The organism is Pseudomonas sp. TKO26, from assembly GCF_003225665.1.
Taxonomy (GTDB): Bacteria; Pseudomonadota; Gammaproteobacteria; order Pseudomonadales; family Pseudomonadaceae; genus Aquipseudomonas; species Aquipseudomonas saponiphila.
In genome coordinates, this window is sequence record NZ_QKLN01000007.1 from 244,794 (window position 1) to 263,196 (window position 18,403).

The 18,403-nt window shown below is 63.1% G+C and carries 17 protein-coding genes; 12 read left to right on the top strand and 5 right to left on the bottom strand.

The window, feature by feature from the left end:
* Positions 1 to 107: 107 nt before the first annotated feature.
* Both DNK59_RS13380 and DNK59_RS13385 read left to right on the top strand, forming a co-directional pair.
* Positions 108 to 353 (top strand): GlsB/YeaQ/YmgE family stress response membrane protein, encoded by a 246-nt coding sequence (locus DNK59_RS13380; RefSeq protein WP_092317765.1) that lies wholly within the window; start codon positions 108 to 110, stop codon positions 351 to 353.
* 138 nt (positions 354 to 491) lie between these two features.
* On the top strand, positions 492 to 1,028 hold the full coding sequence (locus tag DNK59_RS13385; RefSeq protein ID WP_060841768.1) for a DUF3299 domain-containing protein: 537 nt from the start codon (positions 492 to 494) through the stop codon (positions 1,026 to 1,028).
* Positions 1,029 to 1,233: 205 nt separating this feature from the next.
* Here the strand turns inward: DNK59_RS13385 and DNK59_RS13390 are convergent, their stop codons facing one another.
* Both DNK59_RS13390 and DNK59_RS13395 read right to left on the bottom strand, forming a co-directional pair.
* Positions 1,234 to 2,133, bottom strand: a complete 900-nt coding sequence (locus DNK59_RS13390) for a D-hexose-6-phosphate mutarotase (protein ID WP_092320556.1) — start codon at positions 2,131 to 2,133, stop codon at positions 1,234 to 1,236.
* A 58-nt stretch (positions 2,134 to 2,191) separates the two neighbouring features.
* The gene (locus tag DNK59_RS13395) at positions 2,192 to 2,596 is read right to left on the bottom strand and encodes an acyl-CoA thioesterase (protein ID WP_003229628.1); all 405 of its coding nucleotides are present in this window, start codon (positions 2,594 to 2,596) and stop codon (positions 2,192 to 2,194) included.
* Between the two features lie 394 nt (positions 2,597 to 2,990).
* Between DNK59_RS13395 and DNK59_RS13400 the strand changes: the two genes are divergently transcribed.
* The 10 genes from DNK59_RS13400 (at position 2,991) to DNK59_RS13445 (ending at position 14,702) form a co-directional block, all read left to right on the top strand.
* Positions 2,991 to 4,289 carry an MFS transporter gene (locus DNK59_RS13400; RefSeq protein ID WP_092317762.1) on the top strand — a complete coding sequence of 433 codons (1,299 nt, stop codon included), beginning with the start codon at positions 2,991 to 2,993 and terminating at the stop codon, positions 4,287 to 4,289.
* A 197-nt stretch (positions 4,290 to 4,486) separates the two neighbouring features.
* Positions 4,487 to 5,470, top strand: coding sequence for a phosphate ABC transporter substrate-binding protein PstS (locus DNK59_RS13405; RefSeq protein ID WP_092317759.1), 984 nt, complete (start codon positions 4,487 to 4,489; stop codon positions 5,468 to 5,470).
* A 474-nt stretch (positions 5,471 to 5,944) separates the two neighbouring features.
* Complete coding sequence (locus tag DNK59_RS13410; protein ID WP_177431242.1) at positions 5,945 to 7,978, top strand: ABC transporter permease subunit; 2,034 nt, start codon at positions 5,945 to 5,947, stop codon at positions 7,976 to 7,978.
* Between the two features lie 15 nt (positions 7,979 to 7,993).
* Positions 7,994 to 9,664 (top strand): phosphate ABC transporter permease PstA, encoded by a 1,671-nt coding sequence (gene pstA / locus DNK59_RS13415; RefSeq protein WP_110723491.1) that lies wholly within the window; start codon positions 7,994 to 7,996, stop codon positions 9,662 to 9,664.
* A 180-nt stretch (positions 9,665 to 9,844) separates the two neighbouring features.
* Positions 9,845 to 10,678 carry a phosphate ABC transporter ATP-binding protein PstB gene (pstB, locus tag DNK59_RS13420; RefSeq protein WP_016964959.1) on the top strand — a complete coding sequence of 278 codons (834 nt, stop codon included), beginning with the start codon at positions 9,845 to 9,847 and terminating at the stop codon, positions 10,676 to 10,678.
* Positions 10,679 to 10,799: 121 nt separating this feature from the next.
* Positions 10,800 to 11,561 carry a phosphate signaling complex protein PhoU gene (gene phoU, locus DNK59_RS13425; protein WP_016964958.1) on the top strand — a complete coding sequence of 254 codons (762 nt, stop codon included), beginning with the start codon at positions 10,800 to 10,802 and terminating at the stop codon, positions 11,559 to 11,561.
* 166 nt (positions 11,562 to 11,727) lie between these two features.
* Entirely contained in the window at positions 11,728 to 12,678 is a 951-nt protein-coding gene (locus DNK59_RS13430) for a response regulator (RefSeq protein ID WP_110723492.1), read from the top strand.
* 423 nt (positions 12,679 to 13,101) lie between these two features.
* A complete protein-coding gene (locus DNK59_RS13435; protein WP_047306656.1) occupies positions 13,102 to 13,437 on the top strand; it encodes a type II toxin-antitoxin system RelE/ParE family toxin in 336 nt (111 codons plus the stop codon).
* Positions 13,430 to 13,744 carry a helix-turn-helix domain-containing protein gene (locus DNK59_RS13440; protein ID WP_110723493.1) on the top strand — a complete coding sequence of 105 codons (315 nt, stop codon included), beginning with the start codon at positions 13,430 to 13,432 and terminating at the stop codon, positions 13,742 to 13,744. Before DNK59_RS13435 ends, DNK59_RS13440 begins: the two co-directional genes overlap by 8 nt.
* A gap of 61 nt (positions 13,745 to 13,805) precedes the next feature.
* Positions 13,806 to 14,702, top strand: a complete 897-nt coding sequence (locus DNK59_RS13445) for a peptidoglycan DD-metalloendopeptidase family protein (protein WP_110723494.1) — start codon at positions 13,806 to 13,808, stop codon at positions 14,700 to 14,702.
* Between the two features lie 48 nt (positions 14,703 to 14,750).
* Here the strand turns inward: DNK59_RS13445 and DNK59_RS13450 are convergent, their stop codons facing one another.
* The 3 genes from DNK59_RS13450 to phoB form a co-directional block, all read right to left on the bottom strand.
* Positions 14,751 to 16,091: a hemolysin family protein gene (locus DNK59_RS13450; RefSeq protein WP_016964953.1), complete on the bottom strand. Its 1,341-nt coding sequence runs from the start codon at positions 16,089 to 16,091 to the stop codon at positions 14,751 to 14,753.
* Between the two features lie 117 nt (positions 16,092 to 16,208).
* Complete coding sequence (gene phoR / locus DNK59_RS13455) at positions 16,209 to 17,537, bottom strand: phosphate regulon sensor histidine kinase PhoR (protein ID WP_092320555.1); 1,329 nt, start codon at positions 17,535 to 17,537, stop codon at positions 16,209 to 16,211.
* Positions 17,538 to 17,633: 96 nt separating this feature from the next.
* Entirely contained in the window at positions 17,634 to 18,323 is a 690-nt protein-coding gene (gene phoB, locus DNK59_RS13460; protein WP_003177195.1) for a phosphate regulon transcriptional regulator PhoB, read from the bottom strand.
* Positions 18,324 to 18,403: the final 80 nt, after the last annotated feature.

Consider the following 18,403-nt stretch of genomic DNA (forward strand, 5'->3'; position numbering starts at 1 on the left):
CAAATCCACCGGCTGGCGGGAACCTTCGTTTCCCGCCGTTCTCTGATAGCGGGAGGCCAGAGCGCTGACTAGGCTTTGGCTTGACACCCCCTATCAGAGGAACAGCCATGGGCATTATCGGAACCATTTTCATCGGCTTGATCGTTGGTCTGCTGGCGCGTTTCCTCAAGCCGGGAGACGACAGCATGGGCTGGATCATGACCATCCTGCTGGGTATCGCCGGCTCCTTCGCCGCCACTTATGGCGGTCAGGCGCTGGGTATCTACCATGCGGGGCAGGGCGCCGGTTTCATCGGCGCGGTGGTGGGTGCCATTGTCCTGCTGGTGATCTACGGCTTTATCAAGAAAAGCTGATTCCCCCCTGCAAGCCCCCTCTGCCGCTCGGGCGGAGGGGAGCCCTTTTCTTCATCTGAAACTTCAACGCAGCCGACGTGTTGCGCACTAGAATGCGCGGGTTTTTTCCGTCCTTCCTTTTTGACCGAGCCACCTCTCATGCGCCGTCTTCTATTGACCTTTGTTCTGTTGGGCTGCGGCCTGGCCCACGCCGGCGAGCTGCCGGAAACCGACTGGCTGGAGCTGATGCCCAAGTCGGACCAGAAGGCCCTGGAGCAGATGCCGGAAATCGATCACAACTCCCCCGAGGCCAACGGCACCTTCACCGACAAGGGCGGCCTGAAGCAGAGCAAGGGCTTGCCAGCGGTGATGTATTCCACCAAGACCGTGCCAGCGATGAACGACAAGCAGATCCGCCTGGGCGGCTATCCGGTGCCGCTGGAAGCCGATGCCAAGGGCCGCAGCACGCTGTTTTTCCTGGTGCCGTACCCGGGGGCCTGTATCCACGTGCCGCCACCGCCGCCCAACCAGCTGGTGCTGGTGCGCTTTCCCAAGGGCGTGAAGCTGGATGACATCTACACCCCGCTGTGGGTGACCGGCACCCTGAAGATCGAGAAGGTCAGCAATGACCTGGCCGACGCGGCCTACGCCCTGGATGCGGCGAAGGTGCGGGTGGTGCAGGAGTCGGACCTGTAATCGGGACAGGGGATCAGTCAGGAATTTGCGGCCAGGAGGGCTGTTGTGGCGAGGGAGCTTGCTCCCGCTCGGGCGCGTAGCGGCCGCAAGACCTGAATCCGCGATCTGCCTGACAGGCCGCGGACTCAGGCCTTGGGAAGGCAGCGGGAGCAAGCTCCCTCGCCACATCCGGCCCAAGCACAGGGCCCATCGCCGCAAGCGTGGGTCAGAGCGGGGCGGCGCTGATGCTCACACTCAGGGTGTGGCTGGCGCCGGGGGCCAGGGTGACGATGTCGTCCATCACGTTGGCGGTTTCGATGCACAGCATGCGCTGCCAGCCGTCGTTGGCCATGTCGCCAAATTGCGCGGCGCGGTCGATCCAGGGGTTCCAGATCACCGCAGTGCGTGAGCCTGCGCTGTTCAGGCGAATCCGCCGCTGCCAGTGTGGGTCGACGATCTCCAGCTGCGCCGGCACATCCAGGTAAATGCGGTCGGTTTCGCCGCTAAAGCGCAGGGCGCCATGCTGCACCTTGGTTTTCCAGTCTTCCAGAGTCTCGATGTAGTTCAGCCCATCCACACCCTCCACCTGCACGTTGCGCACATCGCTGACCGCGAAGTAGCTGTGCAGCGCCTGGCTGATGCTCACGCTTTGGCTGCCCAGGTTGTGGCTGCTGAGGCTGATGTGCAGTTGCTCGTCAAGACGGATGCTCAGGCGCGGTTCCACCTGATGGGGCCAGCCGGGGAAGCCGCCAGTGGGGCAGGGCAGGCGCAGTTCCACCAGCAGGCTGTCGCCCTGGCTTTCGATGCCCAGCAGTTCCCAGTCGGTGGCGCGCACCAGGCCGTGGGCCGGCGCCGGCTCGCTGCTCTGGCGCATGGCCTGCACCGCCTGGGGGTTGCGCGCCAGGTTGCCGAACCAGGGCCAGCACACCGGCACTCCGGCGCGGATGCTCTTGCCGCTTTTGAACACGGCCTCGTCGTTGAGCCAGATCAGCGGCTGTTGCCCGGCCACCTGATAACTGAGGATGTGCGCGCCTTGCTGGGCCAGCAGCAGTTCGGCGTCACCGTGGCGGATGCGCCAGCAGTTCAGTTCATCGAGTTTGACGGTTTCGACCTGGGGTGTAGGCATGCTGCTGTTCTCGTTCACAAGGTGTGGACGGTCATGGCGCGCATGACCGCCTCCAGGTTTAACGTGCGCGGGGTGGAACCGAGCGGGTGCGGCCGCTGCCATCGATGGCGACGAACACGAACACCGCTTCGGTGACCTTGCGCCATTCGCTGGACAGCGGATCGTCGCTCCACACTTCGACCATCATCTGGATCGAGCTGCGGCCGATTTCCAGGGTCTGGGTATAGAAGGACAGCTGCGCGCCCACGGCCACCGGCACCAGGAACGCCATGCGGTCGATGGCCACCGTGGCCACTCGGCCACCGGCGACGCGGCTGGCCATGGCGGTGCCCGCCAGGTCCATCTGGGCGACCAGCCAGCCGCCGAAAATATCGCCAAAACCGTTGGTTTCACGGGGCAAGGCGGTGATTTGCAGGGCCAGGTCGCCTTGCGGGATTGGATCTTCTTGTTCGAGCTCTATCATGCCGAGGGGCCTCTGACCCGTGACGCTTCTTAGGTACTTCAGGTGAATAGCCGTCTTCAGGAAAAACGATTCAGCCCGAACACACTGCGTTCGTCACGTTCTTTCTAAGGCGTGCTAAAGGGAAACTCTGCGAAATCGACTGGCACTGTCCAGGGACTGGGGCGCGCAGCAGCGTTTTCGCACAGCAACCCTTGCCAGGAGCGGCTTTGCGCTCCGAGGTTTGCGAGTATATCGGTCGATAGACTCCGCGACGACCCACTCAGTTCGCAAATTTGTGAGTCATTTGTGCACCGCTGTGTACGGATTCGAACAATTTGCTATCGTGCCGAACCTGCCAGGCCCCAACCAGCGCTGTTGCGGCTTCCAGAACCGACTAATAAGAGAAGCCCTTGCCATGACCACTGTGCCTGCGAGCGCTGCGCAATCTGCGCAACCCGCCCGTCCGCTGACCCGTAGTGACTACAAGACCTTGTCCCTGTCCGCCCTGGGTGGGGCGCTGGAGTTCTACGACTTCATCATCTTCGTGTTCTTCGCCACCGTGGTCGGCAAGCTGTTCTTCCCCGCGGACATGCCCGAGTGGCTGCGCCTGATGCAGACCTTCGGCATCTTCGCCGCCGGTTACCTGGCTCGTCCCCTGGGCGGGATCGTCATGGCTCACTTCGGCGACCTGCTGGGGCGCAAGAAGATGTTCACCCTGAGCATTTTCATGATGGCGGTGCCGACCCTGATCATGGGCCTGTTGCCGACCTACGCGCAGATCGGCCTGTGGGCGCCGATCCTGCTGTTGCTGATGCGGGTGATCCAGGGCGCGGCCATCGGCGGTGAAGTGCCCGGGGCCTGGGTCTTTGTTTCCGAACACGTGCCGCAACGGCATATCGGCTATGCCTGCGGCACCCTGACCTCGGGCCTGACCGCCGGGATTCTCCTGGGCTCGCTGGTGGCCACGGCGATCAACAGCATCTATACCCCGGCGGAAGTGGCGGACTACGCCTGGCGGATCCCGTTCCTGCTGGGCGGGGTGTTCGGCCTGTTCTCGGTGTACCTGCGCCGCCTGCTGCACGAAACCCCGGTGTTCGCCGAGCTGCAACAGCGCAAGGCCCTGGCCGAGGAGCTGCCGCTGCGCGCAGTGCTGCGCGATCACCGTGGCGCCATCGTGATTTCCATGCTGCTGACCTGGCTGCTGTCCGCCGGGATCATCGTGGTGATCCTGATGACCCCCACCGTGCTGCAGACCGTCTATAAATTCCCGGCCATCACTGCCCTGGAAGCCAACAGCCTGGCCATCGTGTTCCTCAGCCTTGGCTGCGTGATTTCCGGGGTTCTGGCGGACCGTTTCGGTGCTGGCAAGGTGTTCGTGTTCGGCAGCGCCTTGCTGCTTGCCACCTCCTGGACCTTCTATCACGGCCTGCTGGACAACCCGCAGTGGCTGTTCCCGATGTATGCCCTGACCGGTCTGTTTGTCGGCACCATCGGCGCGGTGCCTTACGTGATGGTCAAGGCGTTCCCGGCAGTGGTGCGCTTCAGTGGCCTGTCGTTTTCCTACAACCTGGCCTACGCGATCTTCGGTGGCCTGACGCCGATGGTGGTGACCTGGCTGCTCAAGGAAAGCCCGATGGGCCCGGCCTACTACGTGGCAATCATTTGCGGCATCGGCCTGCTGGTGGGCCTGTACCTGTGGGTCAAGGGCCGCTGAGCCTAGTTATCCTGTCGCCGCTGCCGCAGCCTGGGGCAGCGGTTACACCAGGTTTTCATTCCCTCATAAAGAAAGGCCAGCTTCCGTTCAGGAGTGCTGGCCTTTCATCTAATTGTCATATTCCGGACATAGAGTGTTCACACGGCCTACAGATACTTGGCCCCGACTTAACACACCCTATCTGCTAGGAGTAAGGCATGAAACTGAAGCGTTTGATGGCGGCAATGACCTTTGTCGCCGCTGGCGTTGCGACTGCCCACGCGGTTGCCGCTGTTGACCCTGCTATCCCGAGCTACACCAAGACCACTGGTGTGTCGGGCAACCTGTCCAGCGTCGGTTCCGATACCTTGGCGAACCTGATGACCCTGTGGGCCGAGAACTACAAAAAAGAATACCCGAACGTCAACATTCAGATTCAGGCCGCCGGCTCCGCCACCGCGCCACCCGCGCTGACCGAAGGCACCTCCAACCTGGGCCCGATGAGCCGCAAGATGAAGGACACCGAGCTGGCCGCCTTCGAGCAGAAGTACGGCTACAAGCCAACCGCCATCCCGGTGGCCGTGGACGCCCTGGCAGTGTTCGTGCACAAGGACAACCCGATCCAGCACCTGACCATGGAACAGGTTGACGCGATCTTCTCCTCGACCCGCCTGTGCGGCGCCAAGGCCGAAGTGAAAACCTGGGGCGACCTGGGTGTGACCGGCGACCTGGCCAACAAGCCGGTCCAGCTGTTCGGCCGCAACTCGGTATCCGGCACCTACGGCTACTTCAAGGAAGAAGCCCTGTGCAAAGGCGACTACAAGCCTAACGTCAACGAACAACCTGGTTCGGCGTCGGTGGTGCAGTCCATCAGCTCCTCGCTGAACGGCATCGGCTACTCGGGCATCGGCTACAAGACCGCCAGCGTGAAGACCGTGGCCCTGGCCAAGAAAGGCAGCAGCGACTTCATCGAAGACACCGAAGAAAACGCCCTGAACGGCAAGTACCCGCTGTCGCGCTTCCTCTACGTCTACGTCAACAAGGCCCCGAACAAGCCTCTGGCCCCGCTGGAAGCCGAGTTCGTGAAACTGGTCCTGTCCAAACAGGGTCAGGAAGTAGTGGTCAAAGACGGCTACATCCCACTGCCCGCCAAGGTAGCCGCCAAGGCCCTGGCTGACCTGGGTCTGAAAGAAGGCGCATAAGCCGCCACCGAAGGTCCGGGCTCCCCGGACCTTCTCGTTTTCGTAGGAGTTGGCCGGGCGGCGAAAGCGCCCGAAAGGGCGACCCAGGCTCAAGGCCGGTGCGCCGGCCAGCCGGCTCCTGCAACCTCATTTTTCTGTCCGCTGCCAGCCCTGCTATGCGGCGGATTTGCTGCGTCACTGCATTGTCATCTTTCTGTCATACAGGATCGCTAGGGTGTGCGCATGAATGATCTGGCCAACTCCCCCATGACTACGACTTCTCCCCCCAAGCGCATTGACTTCAATACGCCTGAGCTGCAACGCAAGCGGCGCATTCGCGCGCTCAAAGATCGTCTGACCCGTTGGTACGTCCTTGTCGGCGGACTGGCGGTGCTGGGTGCGATCACCCTGATCTTCTTCTTCCTCGCCTATGTCGTCGCGCCGCTGTTCCAGGGTGCCGAGCTGACTGCCAAGGAGCCGCTGACACCCGCCTGGATGCAGGATGCCGGCAAGCCGCTGATGTTCTCCCTGGAAGAGCAGAACCAGGTAGCCATGCGCGTCTCCGACAAGGGCCAGGCGCTGTTCTTTGACATCGACAGCGGCGCCGAGCTGCGCAAGGTCGACCTGCCGGTTCCCGCGGGGGCCAGCGTCACCTCCATCGGCAAGGACCAGCCCGGCAATCCGCTGGTGGTGGTCGGTCTGTCCAACGGCCAGGCCCTGGTGTTCCGCCACACCTACAAGGTCAGCTACCCGGACGGCAAGAAGACCATCTCGCCGGCCATCGAGTACCCCTACGGCGAAACCCCGATCACTTTGAACGAGCAGGGCGGGGCGCTGGAACACGTCAATCTCAACGCCACTGATTCGTCGCTGATCATCGCCGGTTCCACCGGTGCACAGTTGCATGTGCTGAAGCTGACCCGCGAAGAAAACATGATGACCGGCGAAGTCACCAGCGAGCAGAGCCGCATCGAGCTGCCGCAGATGACCGAGCCGGTCAAGGCGATGTACATCGATCCGCGCCAGCAATGGCTGTATGTGATCAATGGCCGGGCCCTGGCCGACGTGTTCAGCCTGCGGGACAAGAGCCTCAACGGTCGCTACAAATTGCTGGACGACGCCAACGCTGAAGTCACCGCCAGCACCCAGCTGGTGGGCGGCATCTCGCTGATCATCGGCACCTCCAAGGGCGGCCTGGCCCAGTGGTTCATGGCCCGCGATGCGGATGGCGAACTGCGCCTGAAGCCGATCCGCAGCTTCCAGATGGGCACCGCGCCCATCGTGGAAATCACCGCCGAAGAGCGCCGCAAGGGCTTCGTCGCCCTGGATGCCGCCGGCAAGCTCGGGGTGTTCCACAGCACTGCCCATCGCACTCTGCTGGTGGACCAGGTGGTGGACGGCCAGGGCCTGTTCGGCCTGTCGCCACGGGCCAACCGGGTGATCGTCGAGGCCGGCGGCAAGCTGCAACCGCTGCTGCTGGACAACCCGCACCCGGAAGTGTCCTGGAGCGCTTTGTGGAGCAAGGTCTGGTACGAGAACTACGACGAGCCTAAGTACGTCTGGCAATCCACCGCGGCCAACACCGATTTCGAACCCAAGCTGAGCCTCTCGCCGCTGACCTTCGGCACCCTGAAGGCGGCGTTCTACGCCATGCTGCTGGCGGCGCCATTGGCCGTGGCGGCTGCGATCTACACCGCCTACTTCATGGCCCCGGGCATGCGCCGCAAGGTCAAGCCGGTGATCGAACTGATGGAAGCGATGCCGACGGTGATCCTCGGCTTCTTCGCCGGCCTGTTCCTCGCGCCTTATGTCGAGGGGCATTTGCCGGGCATCTTCAGCCTGCTGCTCCTGCTGCCGATCGGCATCCTGGTGGCCGGTTTCGCCTGGAGCCGCCTGCCCGAGTCGCTGCGCCTGAAGGTGCCGGACGGCTGGGAGAGCGCGATCCTGATCCCGGTGATCATCTTCGTCGGCTTCCTCTCGCTGTACCTGAGCCCGTTCATGGAGAACTGGTTCTTCGGCGGTGACATGCGCATGTGGATCTCCCACGACCTGGGGATCACCTACGACCAGCGCAACGCTCTGGTGGTCGGTCTGGCCATGGGCTTTGCGGTGATCCCGAACATCTACTCGATCGCCGAAGACGCCGTGTTCAGCGTGCCCCGTGGCCTGACCCTGGGCTCCCTGGCCCTGGGCGCCACGCCGTGGCAGACCATGACGCGGGTGGTGATCCTCACCGCCAGCCCGGGGATCTTCTCGGCGCTGATGATCGGCATGGGCCGCGCCGTGGGCGAAACCATGATCGTGCTGATGGCCACCGGCAACACCCCGGTCATGGAAATGAACCTGTTCGAAGGCCTGCGCACCCTGGCCGCCAACGTCGCGGTGGAAATGCCCGAATCGGAAGTCGGCGGCAGCCACTACCGCGTGCTGTTCCTCTCGGCGCTGGTGCTGCTGTTGTTCACCTTCGTCATGAACACCCTCGCCGAGCTGATCCGTCAGCGTCTGCGCAAGAAATACTCGTCGCTTTAAGAAAGGTAGAAGTCTGTGAAACAGAACTCCCTAAAAGACTGGTTCAAGAGCGGCGCCCCAGGCGTCTGGATCAGCGGTGGCGCGGTGTCCATCGCGGTCATCATGACCATCGGTTTGCTGGCGGTGATCGCCGTGCGCGGCCTCGGCCACTTCTGGCCGGCCGACCTGGTGCACGCCAGCTACGACGTGCCGGGCCAGGCCAACCACCTGGTCATCGGTGAGGTGGTGCAGAAGGAAGAAGTGCCCCGGGCACGCCTGAAGAGCGCCGGCCTGCCGGTGCCCGACCAGGGCCCGGAGTTCATGACCCGGGAGCTGATCAAGGTCGGTAACCGCGACCTGAATGGCAACGACTTCACCTGGATCGTCGGCGAGTGGCTGACCAACCAGAGCTATCCGAAGGAACTGATGGCCATCGAGCGCCGTGAGTGGGGCAACTTCTACGGCTACCTGGTCAACGTCAAGGAAAGCGGCAAGGTGATCGCCGAGGGCGAGGCTGCCTGGCCCGAGCTGCAAGCGCGGATCAACCGGGTGAACCAGCTGGCGGTCCAGCTCAAGACCCTGGAAAAATCCGACATCGGCGCGATCAACGCCGGTCTGGAGCGCATCCGCCTGCACGGTCGCAAGCTGGAGCTGGACGGCAAGATGACCCCCGCCGCCCAGGCCGACATGGACGCCGAACGCGCCGAGCTCAATGCCCGTTACCAGGAGATCGAGGCACGCCTGAGCGACCTGCACGCCCAGTTCAACCGCGACAGCCTGACCGCTCGCGATGCCAACGGTAAGGAAATCGAGATCGGCCTGGGCAAGGTGGTGCATGCCTACCAGCCGAACGCCATGGGCTCCTTCACCAAGATCGGCTTCTACTTCAGCAAGGTCTGGGAATTCCTCAGCGACGACCCCCGTGAAGCCAACACCGAGGGCGGGATCTTCCCGGCGATTTTCGGCACCGTGATGATGACCCTGATCATGGCCATGATCGTCACCCCGTTTGGCGTGCTGGCGGCGGTCTACCTGCGCGAATACGCCAAGCAGAACGCCCTGACCCGGGTGATCCGCATCGCCGTGAACAACCTGGCGGGGGTTCCGGCCATCGTCTACGGGGTGTTCGGCCTGGGCTTCTTCGTCTACGTGCTGGGCGGTTCCGTGGACCGCCTGTTCTTCCCCGAAGCCCTGCCGGCGCCGACCTTCGGCACCCCGGGCCTGCTCTGGGCCTCGCTGACCCTGGCGCTGCTGGCGGTGCCGGTGGTGATCGTGGCCACCGAGGAAGGCCTGGCGCGGATTCCCCGCACCGTGCGTGAAGGGTCCCTGGCCCTGGGCGCGACCAAGGCCGAGACGCTGTGGAAGATCGTCCTGCCGATGGCCAGCCCGGCGATGATGACCGGGATGATCCTCGCGGTGGCCCGCGCCGCCGGTGAAGTGGCACCGCTGATGCTGGTGGGTGTGGTGAAACTGGCGCCGTCGCTGCCGCTGGACGGCAACTACCCGTACCTGCACCTGGACCAGAAGATCATGCACCTGGGCTTCCACATCTACGACGTCGGCTTCCAGAGCCCCAACGTCGAGGCCGCGCGGCCGCTGGTGTACGCCACGGCGTTGCTGCTGGTGCTGGTGATCGCCACGCTGAACCTGTCGGCGGTGTGGATCCGTAACCACCTGCGCGAGAAGTACAAGGCACTGGATAGCTAAGAAGAACAGTGGCAAGCGGCAAGCCTCTAGCGGCAAGCCGCTTGCGTGTAACTTGAAGCTCGTAGCCTGCAACTTGCGGCTACGAGCACTGCGAGCCCAAAGCGGCAAGCCGCGATAAGCAGCTTGCGCACAACTTGAAGCTTGTAGCTTGCAACTTGCAGCTACGAACGGAGTGAGCCCATGCAACACGAAACTCATACCCATGGCATCAACATGTCCGCCCTGGGCCGCGACAAACAGAGCCTGAGCCTGGAACAGGAAACCGTGGCCATCGAAGTGCCCGGCCTGAGCCTGTTCTACGGCGAGAAACAAGCGCTGTTCGACGTCAGCATGAACATCCCCAAGCAACGCGTGACCGCCTTCATCGGCCCGTCCGGTTGCGGCAAGTCGACCCTGCTGCGCACCTTCAACCGCATGAACGACCTGGTGGACGGCTGCCGCGTGGAGGGGGCGATCAACCTCTACGGCAACAACATCTACCGCAAGGGTGAAGACGTGGCCGAGCTGCGTCGCCGGGTCGGCATGGTGTTCCAGAAGCCCAACCCGTTCCCCAAGACCATCTATGAAAACGTGGTCTACGGCTTGCGTATCCAGGGCATCAACAAGAAGCGCGTGCTCGACGAAGCCGTGGAGTGGGCGCTCAAGGGCGCGGCGCTGTGGGACGAGGTCAAGGACCGCCTGCATGATTCGGCCCTGGGACTGTCCGGCGGTCAGCAGCAGCGTCTGGTGATTGCCCGCACCATCGCCGTGGAACCGGAAGTGCTGCTGCTGGACGAACCCTGCTCGGCCCTGGACCCGATCTCGACCCTGAAGGTCGAGGAACTGATCTACGAGCTGAAGTCCAAGTTCACCATCGTCATCGTGACCCACAACATGCAGCAGGCGGCGCGGGTTTCCGACTACACCGCATTCATGTACATGGGCAAGCTGGTGGAGTTCGGCGACACCGACACGCTGTTCACCAACCCGGCCAAGAAGCAGACCGAAGACTACATCACCGGGCGTTACGGCTAGGAAACAGCTGCAAGCCGCAAGCTTCAAGCGGCAAGACAGAAGCGGTATGCGGTATCCGGATCAATATTTAACTGCTTGAAGCTTGCGGCTTGAAGCTTGCAACTTTCGCGGAGCGAACACGATGATTTCGAAGGAAGGCCTTACTCACCATATCTCCCAGCAGTTCAATGCCGAGCTGGAAGAGGTTCGCAGTCACCTGCTGGCCATGGGCGGGCTGGTGGAGAAGCAAGTCAACGACGCGGTCACCGCGCTGATCGAGGCCGACTCCGGGCTGGCCCAGCAGGTGCGCGAGATCGACGACCAGATCAACCAGATGGAGCGCAACATCGACGAGGAATGCCTGCGCATCCTCGCCCGTCGCCAGCCGGCGGCCTCCGACTTGCGGTTGATCATCAGCATCTCCAAGTCGGTGATCGACCTGGAGCGCATCGGCGACGAAGCCACCAAGATCGCTCGTCGGGCCATCCAGCTGTGCGAAGAGGGCGAGGCCCCGCGCGGCTACGTGGAAGTGCGGCACATCGGCGACCAGGTGCGCAACATGGTGCGCGATGCCCTCGACGCCTTTGCCCGCTTCGATGCCGACCTGGCACTTTCCGTGGCCCAGTACGACAAGATCATCGACCGTGAATACAAGACCGCGTTGCGCGAGCTGGCCACCTACATGATGGAAGACCCGCGCTCTATCTCGCGGGTTCTGAGCATTATCTGGGTGTTGCGCTCGCTGGAGCGGATCGGTGATCACGCGCGCAACATTTCCGAGCTGGTGATTTACCTGGTACGTGGCACCGATGTGCGCCATCTGGGACTCAAGCGCATGAAGGAAGAAGTTGAAGGCACAAGTGGCGAATCCGCTAATGTTCCGGATCAAGCTGACGATAAGTAAGAGTGCCCGAGAAGAGCGCCCGGCCCTTTGGCCGGGCGCTTTTGTTTGGGCGCCTCTAATTCGAAAAGCAGCACCCGCGAACGAAAAGTCCCGGCGTGACTGAAGAGTTTTGGCAAAGTGCCATCAGCCAGCGTTATGCTTGCCGGGATTTTTAAAGGGGTGGTCGATGAGTAAGGTAAGTGTGTTGGTGGTGGACGACGCTTCGTTCATTCGTGACCTGGTGAAGAAGTGCCTGCGCAACTACTTCCCTGGCATCAAGATCGAAGACGCGATCAACGGCAAGAAGGCCCAGGCGATGCTCGCCCGCGAAGCTTTCGACCTGGTCCTGTGCGACTGGGAGATGCCGGAAATGTCCGGCCTTGAGCTGCTGACCTGGTGCCGTGAGCAAGAGTCCATGAAGTCCATGCCGTTCGTCATGGTCACCAGCCGGGGCGACAAGGAAAACGTGGTGCAGGCGATCCAGGCCGGGGTTTCCGGCTATGTGAGCAAGCCCTTCACCAACGAACAGCTGCTGACCAAGGTCAAGCAGGCGCTGAACAAGGTCGGCAAGCTCGACACCTTGATGAACAGCGCGCCGACCAAGATGAACTCGGCCTTTGGCAACGACTCCCTGAGCGCCCTGACCGGCGGCAAGCCGGCGGCGGTGGGGGCGGCTTCCGCTCCGGTCAATCCGTTCGCCAAACCAGCGGCCGCAGCGCCGGCCGCCCCCGCGGCACCGGCACGCGGCTTGCTCAATAGCCCTCCGGTCAAGGCCCCGACGCCCGCGGCAGCGGCCAGTGGCGGTCGTGGCCAGGGTCAACTGCGGTTGTCCAGCGGCAACCAGCCGTGCGTGATCAAGGCCCTGAGCATCAAGGAAGCCTTGCTGGTGGTGAAGCGCACCGACAGCCTGCCGCAGGTGCTGGAAAGCGCGGTGCTGGACCTGGAGCAGGGCGACAACGCCGAAGTGGCGCGGCTCAATGGCTACCTGCATGCGGTGGTGGCGTTGGAGCCCAAGCCGGACAGCGAGTGGCTGCAGCTGACCTTCCGTTTCGTCGACCAGGACGCACAAAAGCTCGACTACATCTCGCGCCTGATCGCCCGCGGCACCGCGCAGAAGCATTTCGTTCCCGGCGCCTGATCCGTGTAGGAGCTGGCTGGCCAGCGAAAGCGTCCACCAGGGCAGCCCAAGGCTTGCGGCCTCTTCGCCGGCAAGCCGGCTCCTACGATGATGCGGGTGCTGCGGAAATCTGCTGAAAACACTTTGGCACTGCTGTGTTTTGCCTGCCGCCGAGGCGGGCTGCGGTGTTATCCCTCGCTCCAGCCAACAACCCGTCCCCTGGCGCGTACCCCTCGGGCCAGATGGCCTTGGCCGTTCCCTCCGCTTCTTTCTGCCGTACGTCCGATTGATCTTTTTACCCTTGATTTATATCTGTTTGGATATAGATTGCCCATAGCGCTCCGGGTTTTTCAGCGCTTGCGGCCATGCCTTGAAACAACCCGGCGCGGCTGGTCCTGGCCATGTTGATTAGCCTTGTTCCTGGTCATTAACAGGAGAGGTTCGATGCCCAGGCACAAGGATGTGGTGTTTGTCGGGAGCGCGCTGCGGGATCTCCGGGCGTTCCCTGAAGATGCCCGCCGGGCCGCCGGTTTCCAGCTGGATCTGCTGCAGCAGGGTGAACAGCCCTACGATTGCAGGTCGGTGAAAACCATCGGTCCGGGCGTTTTCGAAATCAGGATCCATGAGGATTCAGGGGCGTTTCGGGTGTTCTATGTGGTCAGGCGGCCCGCAGCCATCTATGTGCTGCACGCGGTGCGCAAGACCACCCGCAAGACCGAAGCGCGGGATATCGAGCTGGCTCGTGCCAGATATCAGGAAGCAGGTTCACGCCATGACTGACCAACCGACCAAGCAGCGCTTTGCTAGCGTCTGGGACGCCCTTGAGGACAGCCCCCAGGAGGCTGCCAACATGCGCCTGCGGGCCAAGCTGATGCTTGAACTGGGCAAGACCGTGCAAGCCTGGGGGGTATCGCAGAAGGAGGCGGCCAAGCGCCTCAATATCTCCCAGCCACGCCTCAATGACGTGCTCAGCGGCAAGATCAACAAGTTCTCCCTCGATGCCCTGGTCAACCTGTCCGAGGCCGCCCAACTGGGCGTGGATATCCATTTCGACGCGTCGGGCACGCAGCCTCTGGCCCCGGCCTGATTCACACAAGCTCCATATCCGGCTGTTAGCGTGCCCGCATAACCTGCCAAGAGGCTGCCCAATGCTTGTGCGCCTGCTGCTGTTGTGCGGACTGTCACTGCTGGCCACGTCGCTGGCGGCGATGACCGTCTACAAATCCGTCGACGCCGATGGCGTGGTGTCCTACAGCGACCGGCCTTCGCCGGGAGCCCAGGCGTTCGTGTTTCACGACCGCATGGAAGAGCACCTGGAACACCAGGTGCGCCTGGATATCCACAAGCACAAGGGCATGGATGCGCTGTATGTGCGCAATGACCTGCATGCGCCGGTGGAGATCGAGCTGGGCTTTGCCGCCCTGCGCAACGTCAAGGGTGCGCCTGGGCGCCCCATCCGTCAGGTGCTGCCGGCCCGCAGCAGGCAGCGCCTGGCGCTGCTCACGGCGATTCACGCCGATCAGCCCCTGAGTTATGTGCCCCGGTTCCGTTACTCCCTGGGCGACCCGGCAGGGGCCACTCAGGCCTACCGTTACCCGCTGCCCTGGCGCGGTGGGCCGTTTCGCCTGACCCAGGGCGCCAATGGCCAATACAGCCATTTCGCGCCCAGGAGCCGCTACGCAATGGACATCGCCATGCCGGTAGGCACGCCGATCATTGCCGCTCGTGGCGGGGTGGTGGTCAAGACCGAGAATGCCCAGAACGGGCGGGGCGACAACCCGGCGGGCAACTTCGTCCGGGTGCTGCATGACGACGGCACCATGGGCGTGTACCTGCACCTCAAGCAAGGTTCGGTGAGTGTGCGCGAAGGGCAGCGGGTGGCGGTGGGCAGCCCGCTGGGCTTATCCGGCAACACCGGCAACAGCAGCGGGCCGCACCTGCATTTCGTGGTGCAGCGCAATACCGGGCTGGGGCTGGTGTCGATTCCCTATCAGTTCAACCAGCCGCTGGGGGAGCTGCCGAATTTTGCCCTGGGTAAAAAATGATCTTTGCCTGTAGGAGCCGGCTTGCCGGCGAACGGGCCGAAGGGCCCGTCAATCCAGCATCAGCACCTTGGCCAGGATGATCTTCGGCCCCTTCATCTTCTTGATGATGATGCGCAGGCCTTCGACTTCCAGCACTTCTTCCTCTTCCGGCACCCGTTTCAGGGTTTCGTACACCAGGCCGGCGAGGGTTTCGGCTTCGATATGGTCCAGGTCGATGCCCAGCAGGCGCTCGACCTTGAACAGCGGCGTGTCACCGCGCACCAGCAGCTTGCCCGGCTGGTAGGCGAGGATGCCGCGCTCGGTCTTGCGGTGTTCGTCCTGGATGTCGCCCACCAGCACTTCCAGCACGTCTTCCATGGTCAGGTAGCCAATGACCTTGCCGTCGGCTTCTTCCACCAGGGCGAAATGCGAACCGCCCTTGCGGAACTGCTCCAGCAGCTGCGACAGCGGCATGTGCCGCGACACGCGCTCCAGCGGGCGGGTCAGTTCGGCCAGGTTGAACGACTCGGGAATGTGGTCCAGGGCCGCCAGCTCCAGCAGCAGGTCCTTGATGTGCAGCAGGCCGACGAATTCGTTGCGTTCGCTGTCGTAGACCGGGTAGCGGCTGAACTTGTGACGACGGAACAGGGCGAGGATTTCCTTGAGCGGCGCGTTGAACTCGACGCTGATCAGGTCTTCCCGGGAGTTGGCCCAGTCCACCACTTCCAGTTCGCCCATTTCCACGGCCGAGGCCAGCACGCGCATGCCCTGGTCGCTGGGGTCCTGGCCACGGCTGGAGTGCAGGATCAGCTTGAGTTCTTCCCGGCTGTAGTGGTGCTCGTGGTGCGGGCCGGGCTCGCCCTGGCCGGCGATGCGCAGGATGGTGTTGGCGCTGGCGTTGAGCAGGTAGATGGCCGGGTACATCAGCCAGTAGAACAGGTACAGCGGCACCGCGGTCCACAGCGACAGCAGCTCCGGCTTGCGGATCGCCCAGGACTTGGGCGCCAGCTCGCCAACCACGATGTGCAGGTAGGAAATGATGAAGAACGCGGTGAAGAACGACACGCCGCGGATCACTTCCGGGGAATTGACCCCCACCGCGCCCAGCAGCGGCTCCAGCAGGTGGGCGAAGGCCGGTTCACCGACCCAGCCCAGGCCCAGCGAGGCCAGGGTAATGCCCAGCTGGCAGGCCGAGAGGTAGGCGTCCAGCTGGCTGTGCACGGTGCGCAGGATCTGCCCGCGCCAGCCGTTCTTGTGGGCGATGGCTTCGACCCGGGTCGAGCGCAGCTTGACCATGGCGAACTCCGCCGCAACGAAAAAACCGTTGAGCAGGACCAGGATCAGAGCAAAAAGAATCATGCCGAAGTCGGCGAACAGAGACGCGAGGGTAAAACCAGGGGAAGGGTCCATGATGGAGTTTTGCGGGTTCCGTGTATTCGAAAAAGAAGGAAAGACGGTGCCTGAAAGGCAGGCACAAGTGACGCAATGTAGCGGCTGACAGGGCGATTGCCTAGGGGCACGCCACGGTCAGCGCTGTTCGGTCAGGCGGGTGGCCGCGGTTTTTTTCACCTGGGCCGGGGCGAAATGGCAGGTAAAGGTACTGCCGTGGCCCAGCACGCTGCTGATTTCCAGGCGCGCGCGGTGGCGCAGCAGCACGTGCTTGACGATGGCCAGGCCCAGGCCGGTGCCGCCGGTGTTGGAGTTACGGCTCGAATCCACCCGGTAGAAGCGTTCGGTGAGGCGCGGCAGGTGCTTGTTGTCGATGCCGATCCCCGAATCCTGCACGCTCAGGTGCGCGCCCTGTTCATCGCCCCACCAGCGAATGCGGATGTTGCCTTCGGCTGGGGTGTACTTCACCGCGTTGAACACCAGGTTGGAAAAGGCGCTGCGCAGTTCCGCTTCGCTGCCCTTGAGCTGTACCGAGGCGTCGGCTTCCAGGGTGATGCGCTGGTTGCGTTCGCCGGACAGCGCCTGGGCATCGCTCTTGATCGATTGCAGCAGCGCATCGATGGGCACCGGCTGGTTGTCCGAGGGGTAGTCGGTGGCTTCCAGCTTGGCCAGCAACAGCAGATCGTTGAGCAGGGTCTGCATGCGCCCGCCTTGCTGCTGCATCTGCTGCAGGGCGCGGTTCCAGCGCGGGTTCACTTCCTCGACGTTGTCCAGCAGGGTTTCCAGGTAGCCGCAGATCACCGTCAGCGGGGTGCGCAGCTCGTGGGACACGTTGGCGATGAAGTCCTTGCGCATCTGTTCCAGCTGGTGGATGCGGGTCACGTCGCGCACCAGCATCAGGTGTTCGTTGTTGCCATAGCGGGTGATGTACAGCTGGATGCGCACCCGGTCGTTGGCGGGGGAGGGAATCTCCAGCGGTTCGGCGTAGTTGTCCTGCTCGAAGTACTCCTTGAAGCGCGGATGGCGCACCAGGTTGGTCACCGGCTGGCCGCTGTCCTGGGGCGTCTTGAGCCCCAGCAGAGTCTCGGCGGCGCGGTTCCACCATTCCAGGTTGCCGTCGCTGTCGAGCATGATCACCGCGTCTTTCAGGGCCGCGGTGGACTCCTGGACCCGGTCGATCACCGCTTGCAGGCGCCCGCGTACCCGCTGATCGCGGCGTTGCAGGTGGTAGATGCTGTCGAACACTTCGCCCCACAGGCCGTAGCCATCGGGCGGCGCTTCATCGGGTTGATGCAGGCGCAGCCATTCGTGCAGGCGCAGCAGCTGCTTGAGGGTCCAGGCCAGGTAGAGGCCCAGGCCGGCGGCCAGGCTCCAGCCGTAGTAGCCGCTGATCAGACCCACCAACAGGCAGCCGGTGACCAGCAGCAACAGGTGGCGAATCAGGGTGCCATGCCAGTTTTGATTCACTTTGGGGAGCAGCTCCATGCTGTAAGCCGCAAGCTGCAAGTTCAGAGGCAGTCGGTGATCAACTTGCCGCTTGTGGCTTGGAGCTTGCCGCTGTGGTTAGGCCTTGGTGGAAAAACGATAGCCGGTGCCGCGCACGGTTTGTACCAGATTCTCGTAGGCGTCACCCAGGGCTTTGCGCAGCCGGCGGATGTGCACGTCCACGGTGCGTTCCTCGACGTACACATTGCCGCCCCAGACCTGATCCAGCAGTTGGCCACGGGTGTAGGCGCGCTCCTGGTGGGTCATGAAGAACTGCAGCAGGCGGTATTCGGTGGGGCCCATTTCCGCCGGCTTGCCGTCGATGGTCACCCGGTGGCTGATGGGGTCCAGCAGCAGGCCGCCGACTTCGATCGGCGCTTCGCCGTCGGTAGGACCGGCGCGGCGCAGCACGGCCTTGAGGCGGGCCACCAGCTCGCGAGGGGAAAACGGCTTGGTGATGTAGTCGTCGGCGCCGACTTCCAGGCCCTGGATCTTGTTGTCCTCTTCGCCCTTGGCGGTGAGCATGATGATCGGGATGTCCCCGGTCAGTTCGTCGCGCTTGAGGCGTCGCGCCAACTCGATGCCGGAGGTGCCGGGGAGCATCCAGTCCAGCAGGATCAGGTCCGGCTTGCGGTCGACGATGATGGCATGGGCCTGCTGGGAGTTCTCGGCCTCCATGCAGTCATAGCCGGCCATTTCCAACGCGACGGCGATCATTTCGCGAATCGGCGCTTCGTCGTCAACGATCAGAATGCTTCTGCCAACCATGTGGAAACCTCTTGTCATTTAACTGTCTTGCGCCGCATTAGATAACGGAATTATTGCAGTCGTGTGACAGTATTTCAGGT